Origin of the sequence: Pseudomonas sp. Xaverov 83, from assembly GCF_019352905.1 — a bacterium.
Lineage (GTDB): Bacteria > Pseudomonadota > Gammaproteobacteria > Pseudomonadales > Pseudomonadaceae > Aquipseudomonas > Aquipseudomonas yamanorum.
This window is the reverse complement of sequence record NZ_JAAAFU010000038.1, coordinates 112,629-113,240: the sequence shown is the minus strand read 5'-3', so window position 1 is coordinate 113,240 and position 612 is coordinate 112,629. Positions and strand designations below refer to the sequence as shown.

Below are 612 nucleotides of genomic sequence, written 5' to 3'. Positions count from 1 at the left end.
TGAGCTTCGTTGCTCAATGTCGCGGTGTAGGTGATCTGACCGCCTTCGGTGATGGCAGTGTCGGTGGTCGACAGCGTCACAGTGGTGGTGTCGATCGAGTCGGTAATCGTGGTGGTTGGCGGATTGGTGTTGTCCGGAACCAGCTTCTCGAAGTTGCCACCAGTGGCCGTCGTAATGGTGGTGCTAACGGTGGAACCGTTGTTGTAGACGTCATTGACCGGCGTTTGGAAAACAACGGTACCTGTGGTTTTTCCCGCGTCGATGGTAATGACCTGGCCGTTGGACAGCGTCACGGTGACCGGGGCGTGAGCTTCGTTGCTCAAGGTCGCGGTGTAGGTGATCTGACCGCCTTCGGTGATCGCAGTGTCGTTAGTCGACAAGGTCACGGTGGTGGTGTCGATCGAGTCGGTAATCGTGGTGGTCGGCGGATTCGTATTGTCCGGAACCAACTTCTCAAAGTTACCACCAGTCGCGGCTGTGATCGTGGTGCTAACGGTGGAACCGTTGTTGTAGACGTCGTTGACCGGAGTCTGGAAAACCACAGTGCCGGTGGTCTTACCGGCATCAATGGTAATGACCTGGCCGTTAGACAGCGTCACGGTGACCGGGGCG

Annotated in this window: 1 protein-coding gene; it reads right to left on the bottom strand. The window is 57.2% G+C overall.

Annotation, left to right across the window (positions count from 1 at the left end):
• The coding region (locus K0H47_RS31090; RefSeq protein WP_307877328.1) for an immunoglobulin-like domain-containing protein at positions 1-612 on the bottom strand (612 nt) is incomplete at both ends.